Origin of the sequence: Methylobacterium sp. WL7 (genome assembly GCF_008040085.1) — a bacterium.
Classification (GTDB): Bacteria; Pseudomonadota; Alphaproteobacteria; order Rhizobiales; family Beijerinckiaceae; genus Methylobacterium; species Methylobacterium mesophilicum.
This window is the reverse complement of sequence record NZ_VRVG01000195.1, coordinates 1-6,633: the sequence shown is the minus strand read 5'-3', so window position 1 is coordinate 6,633 and position 6,633 is coordinate 1. Positions and strand designations below refer to the sequence as shown.

4 protein-coding genes and 1 pseudogene are annotated in these 6,633 nt (G+C 70.3%); 2 read left to right on the top strand and 3 right to left on the bottom strand.

From position 1 onward, the window contains the following. Both FV233_RS27485 and FV233_RS27480 read right to left on the bottom strand, forming a co-directional pair. A pseudogene (locus FV233_RS27485) lies at positions 1-296 on the bottom strand (hypothetical protein); the annotation flags it as partial. Positions 297-573: 277 nt separating this feature from the next. Next, positions 574-1,893, bottom strand: a complete 1,320-nt coding sequence (locus tag FV233_RS27480) for an MFS transporter (RefSeq protein WP_147899417.1) — start codon at positions 1,891-1,893, stop codon at positions 574-576. Positions 1,894-2,073: 180 nt separating this feature from the next. On the opposite strand from FV233_RS27480, the gene FV233_RS27475 reads away from it, so the two are divergent. Continuing rightward, a complete protein-coding gene (locus FV233_RS27475) occupies positions 2,074-2,517 on the top strand; it encodes an antitoxin Xre/MbcA/ParS toxin-binding domain-containing protein (RefSeq protein WP_147899416.1) in 444 nt (147 codons plus the stop codon). Beyond that, positions 2,514-3,038, top strand: a complete 525-nt coding sequence (locus FV233_RS27470) for an RES domain-containing protein (protein ID WP_147855995.1) — start codon at positions 2,514-2,516, stop codon at positions 3,036-3,038. Before FV233_RS27475 ends, FV233_RS27470 begins: the two co-directional genes overlap by 4 nt. A 9-nt stretch (positions 3,039-3,047) precedes the next feature. Here the strand turns inward: FV233_RS27470 and mfd are convergent. Beyond that, positions 3,048-6,633, bottom strand: a 3,586-nt coding sequence (gene mfd / locus FV233_RS27465) for a transcription-repair coupling factor (protein WP_246690111.1), incomplete at its 5' end; no start/stop codon positions are given.

Sequence of the window (6,633 nt, the reverse complement as noted above, 5' to 3'; positions counted from 1 at the left end):
GGGGCGGTCTCGCTCCCGGTAGTCGACCAAGTGATCGGCAGGCCGTGCGGCAGGGTCAGGACGGTCCAGCCGGCCATCGACAGGGCGGCCAGCGAGATCAGCGCCGTGAGCCGGGCGCGGCGGCGGGCCCGCCGCATGGCGCTCGGGTAGGGCGCCCGGCCCGGGGGCGCGTAAGACGCCTCGTAGACGAGGCGCGGATAGGGCGCCGGCCCGGGGGCCGGGAGAGGGGCCGCGAATGGGGCCGCGAAACAGGCGGCATCGCGGTACGCGGGTCGGGAATACGCAACCTGGGCCATGCGGGAACTCGCGTACGCGCTTCCCCGTATGGCAGCCGTCGCCGTTCGCCCGCGGAGGCTTTTTCCGCGCACGTGGCCTGGGCTGCCCGTCTGGGGAGGACATCAACCGTCCAGCCCATTAGGCCTCGGCGTGGTTAATCTTGGCTAAAGAGCCGGCAACGCCGGACGCACCGCCCTGGAACACGCTCGGACGGCGTGCGGAACACCGGACACGCGCCCCGAAAAGCGGTCGCCGACGCGCGAAGACTGAGGAGACCGTCCGCTCGTCTGCAGGCCGTTACCGGGCCGGCGCCTCCATCGGCCCGTGGCGGCGCGCCACCAGGAGACACAGCAACGCCACCGGCACGCCGATCAGCGAGGTGCCGACGAAGAACCACGCGAAGCCGGTCCACTCGATCACGAAGCCCGAGAACCCGGCGAGCACGCTTCCCGGGAGGGCGCAGAGCGAGGTCAGCAGGGCGTACTGGCTGGCCGCGTGCTCGGTGGCCGCGAGCCGGGACATGTAGGTGATCAGCACGATCGACGCGAAGGCGTAGGCGAAGCCGTCGATCCCGACCGTGACCGCGAAGGTCCAGAACGCCGCCCCGCCATGGCCGCCGTGCCAGGCGAGGTAGGCGAGCGCCAGATGCGAGGCCGAGGCCACCACGGTGCCGATCAGCAGGCTCGCCATCATGCCGATCCGCGGGATGATGGCGCTCGCCAGGAAGGTGCCGCCCAGCGCGATCCAGAAGCCGAACAGCTTGGTCACCGTGGCGATGTCGGTGTTGGTGTAGCCCAGCGTCTTGAACAGCGGGATCGCCATGGTGCTCGACACGTAGCCGGGCATCCGGAAGCCAGCCACCAGCGCGAGCACCGGCACCGCCAGGGGGCCGAGGCGGGCCAGCAGGTCGCGGATCGGCGCCCAGACGGTCTCGACGAAGCCGCCGGGCGGCAGCGGCGCGGCGGGGGGCTCGGGGGCCAGCAGCGCCGCGATCGTGCCGGGGGCGAGCAGCACCGCCATGCACAGGTAGGCGGCGCGCCAGCCGTAGGCGTCGGACAGGTAGAGGGCGCCGGCCCCGGCCGCGAGGTTGCCGACCCGGTAGCCGATCTCCGACCAGGACGACATCAGCGCCTGCCGCTCGGGCGGCGCCGCGGTGATGCGCCAGCCGTCGATCACCACGTCCTGGGTCGCCCCCGCCACCCCGAGCGCCAGGGAGAACGCCACCGTCCAGGCGAGCCAATGCGCCGGATCGCCGAACGCCACCCCGGCGAGCGCCAGCGCCACCAAGATCTGGGTGGCGACGATCCAGCCCCGCCGGCGCCCGAGCCAGCGCCCGAGCAGGGGCGCGTCGTGCCGATCGAGGAACGGCGCCCAGAGGAACTTGAGCTTGTACGCGATGGTCAGCTCGCTCATCAGCCCGATCGTCGCCAGCGGCACCTTGGCCTGGACCAGCCAGGCCGACTGCGTCGCGTAGACGAGCAGGAACGGGATGCCCTGCGCGAAGCCCAAGCCCAGCATCGCCACGACCCGCCGGTCGGTGAACAGGGGCGTCAGGAAGGCGTGGTTTTCGGATCTTTTCGAGGCTGACGCGCCGGTGGCCTGCGCCGGGTTTGCCATCTGCGCGTCTCCTGGGGGTGCCCGGGCACAGAGCCAGAGACGGGCGGACGGCGCAACGCCTGTCACCCAGCCGGCGCCGAGCGGGTCTTCCATGGGTCGGACGGAAAGGCCGGTGAGCGACAGCTTGCTCACGTTTCACATGAGCCATAAATCAGGCTCATGTGAAACGGAGACCCTGCCATGACGAACAACGCCCAGCTGGTCGATCTGCTCGGTGTCGGCCCGTCGCCGTCGGGCCCCGTGTCGACGAGCGAGATCGTCAGACAGGTCAGGGAAGGCCTACCCGTCCAGGCGCTCGAGCGGGTCGCCTCCGCGGTCGCCCCCAAAGACCGCAATTTCCGGTTCAGCGTCGTGAAGAAGGCGACGCTGACGCGGCGGAACGCGCCGCAGGCGGGCTCCGCACGCCTCTCCGAGTTGGAAGGCGCGAAGGTCGTTCGGCTGGCGCGCGTCTGGGCGCTGGCCTGCGAGGTGTGGAAGGACGAGGACGCCGCGCGCGCATTCCTGCACCGTCCGCATGCTCTGCTGGAAGGGCGCCCCCCGATCGATATCGTGATGGAATCGGAATTCGGCGGTCCGCGCGTCGAGGCTATCCTGGGACGTCTCCAGGTCGGTTCCGTCGCGTGACCGCGCAGAAGCTCGACCGCGTCCAGAAGGCTTACCGGATCGGCGACCCCGCGGGGGCCTATCCGATCTTCGATGCGACGGGTTCGAGCCTCTATCCCGGTCGCTGGAACACGGCAGGCAGCCCCGTCATCTACGCGTCGACTGACTACGCGACGGCCATGCTGGAGAAGCTCGTCCACGGCAGCGGATCGCTTCCACCGAACCAGCACTACATCGAGATCATCCTCTCGGCCGGGCTATCCTACGAGACCGTGAACGTCACGGCCTTGCCGGGCTGGGATGCCCAAGACCCGTCCGTCGCCCAAACGTATGGGGAGGCCTGGTTTCGCGCGAACCGTTCGCTGCTCCTCTTCGTCCCCAGCGTCGTCGCGCGCGTCGCCGAGAACGTCCTCATCAATCCGACGCATCCGGAATTCCGCCTGGTCTCCCACGGCCGGCATATCCCCGTGCCATGGGATGATCGGCTGTTCGCGAGGGCTCAGCCCGCAGTGGCGGGAGACGAGGACGCCGCCCTGGAGTGACGCCCCCCCTCACGCCGCCTTCTTCACCCGCTCGGCGATCTTCACGAGGCTGCGCAGCACCTCGGTGGCGGTCTTGAGCCGGGCCGGGATCGTGGTCAGCTCGCGCACGAACACGACGCTCATGTCGGGCCGCACCTTGGCGAAGGAGGCCTGCTCGGCCACGAACGCCACCAGACCCTGCGGGTTGGCGTAGGACTTGTCCCGGAAGTGGACGACCACGCCCTTCGGGCCGGCCTCGACCTTCTCGACATTGGCCTTGAGGCACAGGATCTTGATCGTGCCGATCTTGAGGAGCTGCTCCACCTCCGGCGGCAGCGGCCCGAACCGGTCGATCATCTCGGCCCCGAAACTCTCCATCTCGGCATCGTCCTGGAGGGTGGCGAGCCGCCGGTAGAGGGACAGCCGCGCCCCGAGATCCTCGACATAGGTCTCCGGGATGGTCACCGGGGCGCCGAGCGCGATGGTCGGCGACCACGCCTCCTCGGGCACGTCCTCGATGCCGGCCTTGAGCGCCGTGACCGCGTCCTCCAGCATCTGCTGGTAGAGTTCGTAGCCGACCTCCTTGATGTGGCCGGACTGGGCGTCGCCCAGGAGGTTGCCGGCGCCGCGGATGTCGAGGTCGTGGCTGGCGAGCTGGAAGCCGGCGCCCAGGGTGTCGAGGGTCTGGAGCACCTTGAGCCGCTGCTCGGCCTGGGTCGTGAGCTGGCGGTTGGCCGGGGTCGTGAACAACGCGTAGGCGCGGGCCTTCGAGCGGCCGACGCGGCCGCGCAGCTGGTAGAGCTGGGCCAGGCCGAACATGTCGGCCCGGTGCACGATCAGCGTGTTGGCGGTGGGGATGTCGAGGCCCGATTCCACGATGGTGGTCGAGAGCAGCACGTCGAACTTGCCCTCGTAGAAGGCGGTCATCACGTCCTCGAGCTGTCCCGCCGCCATCTGGCCGTGGGCGATCGCGACCTTGATCTCCGGCATCTCGGCATCGAGGAACTTCTTCACGTCCGCCAGATCTTCGATCCTGGGCACGACATAGAACGACTGGCCGCCGCGGTAGCGCTCGCGCAGCAGCGCCTCCCGGATGGTCAGCGGGTCGAACGGGGTCACGAAGGTGCGCACCACCAGCCGGTCCACCGGGGGCGTCGCGATGATCGACAGTTCGCGCACGCCGGTCATGGCGAGCTGAAGCGTGCGCGGGATCGGGGTCGCCGAGAGCGTCAGCACGTGGACATCCGCCTGGAGCGCCTTCAGCCGCTCCTTGTGGGCGACGCCGAAATGCTGCTCCTCGTCGACGATGATCAGGCCGAGATCCTTGAACGCGATGTTTTTCGCCAGGAGCGCGTGGGTGCCGACCACGATGTCCACCGTGCCGGCGATCAGGCCGGCGCGGGTCTGCTTCATGTCCCCGGCCGAGACGAACCGGGACAGCTGGGCGATCTGGATCGGCAGCCCCTTGAACCGCTCGGTGAAGGTCCGGAAATGCTGGCGGGCGAGCAGGGTGGTCGGCACGATCACCGCCACCTGCTTGCCGGCGATCGCCGCCGCGAAGGCGCCGCGCAACGCCACCTCGGTCTTGCCGAAGCCGACATCGCCGCAGACCAGCCGGTCCATCGGACGCCCGGCATTGAGGTCGTCCAGCACCGCGTCGATGGCGTTGGCCTGGTCCTCGGTCTCCTCGAACGGGAAGCGGGCGGCGAACTCGCCGTAGAGTCCCTCCGGCGCCTTGAGCACCGGCGCCTTCCGGACGAAGCGCTGGGCCGCGACCTTGATCAATTCGCCCGCCATCTCGAGGATGCGGCGCTTCATCTTGGCCTTGCGGGCCTGCCAGGCGCCGCCGCCGAGTCGGTCGAGGGCGACCTCCGAATCCTCCGAGCCGTAGCGGGTCAGGAGTTCGATGTTCTCCACCGGCAGCAGCAGCAGGCCGCCGGTGTAGCTCAGCTCCAGGCAATCGTGCGGGGCGCCGGCGGCGTGGATCGTCTTCAGGCCGGAGAACCGGCCGATGCCGTGGTCGGCATGGACCACGAGGTCGCCGGGCTGGAGCGCCTGCACCTCCAGGATCACGTCCTGGGGCCGCTTGGCCTTGCGCTTCTGGCGCACCAGCCGGTCGCCCAGGATGTCGCCCTCGGAGACCACGGCGAGTTCGCCCACCGTGAAGCCCGCCTCCAGGCCCCAGACCGCCACGGCGGAATCGGCGCCGCGCTTCAGCGCGTAGACGTCCGACAGGCGGGTGATCGCCACGGGCTTCCTCAGGCCGTGGTCGGCGAGCACGCCGCAGAGCCGGTCGCGGGAGCCGTCGGACCAGGATCCCAGGATCACGTGATGACCCGATCCCTGGAGGTCGCGGATATGGGCCACCGCCGCGTCGAACACGCTGGCGCTCTCGTTCGCGCGCTCCGGCGCGAAGTTTCTTCCGGATTTTGCGCCGCAATCGATGACCGCGCGCTCGGGCGAGTCCGGCTGGGCGAAGGGCGTCAGCCGCGCCACGGTGGCGGCGGCGATCCGCTCCTTCAGCTCGTTCGGGGTCAGGTAGAGGGCGCGCGGCGGCAGCGGCTTGTAGGGGGCGACGCCGGACTGGGGCGTCTTCATCGCGCCCTCGCGGGCCTGGTAGTAATCCTGCACGAGGCTGATCCGCTCGGCGGCGGCATCCTCGACCTGCGGGTCGAACACCAGCGGCACGCCGCCGAGATAGTCGAACAGCGTGTCGAGTTCGCCGTAGAACAGCGGCATCCAGTGCTCGAGGCCGGCATAGCGGCGGCCCTCGCTCACGGTCTCGTAGAGCCGGTCGTCCCGGGTCGCCGCGCCAAAACTCTGGATGTAGCCCTGGCGGAAGCGCCGGATCGTCTCGGTGGTGAGCTGGACCTCGCTCATCGGCATCAGGTCGAGCGAGCGCAATTGGCCGGTGGTGCGCTGGGTCTCCGGATCGAAGGCGCGGATCGATTCCAGCGTGTCGCCGAAGAAGTCGAGGCGGATCGGCACCGGCAGGCCCGGCGGCGACAGGTCGAGGATGCCGCCGCGCACCGCGTACTCGCCCGTGTCCCGTACCGTCCCCGTGCGCAGGAAACCGTTGGCCTCGACCCAGGCGACCACGTCGTCCATCGCCACGACGTTGCCGATCGCCGCCGAGAACGCCTCCTTGGCGATGTGGCCGCGGGGCGGCACCCGCTGCACCAGGGCGTTGACCGTGGTGCAGAGGATGCGCGGGCGGTCCTCGGCGGAGCGGGTCCGGGCCAGGCGGGCCAAAGCCGTCATCCGGGCGGCGGCCGTGGCCGTGGTCGGCGAGACCCGGTCGTAGGGCTGGCAGTCCCAGGCCGGCAGGTTCATCACGTCCATCTCGGGCGCGACGAAGCCCAGCGCCGACTGGAACGCCGCCGAGCGCCCGGAATCGCGCGCCACGTGGACCAGCACCGCGGGGGCGTCGACGGTGGGCGCCAGCGCCCGGGCGAGGTCGGCCACCGCGAGCGCGTCGAACCCCTCCGGGGCGTTCGCCAGGACCGGGCTGTCGCCGCGCTTCAGGGCCTCGAGCACCTGCGCGAGCGCCGAGGACTTCGGCAGGGCGAAGCGCGCGGCCTGCGGCTTGGCGGCCGGGGCAGGGGGCTTCTGGGAG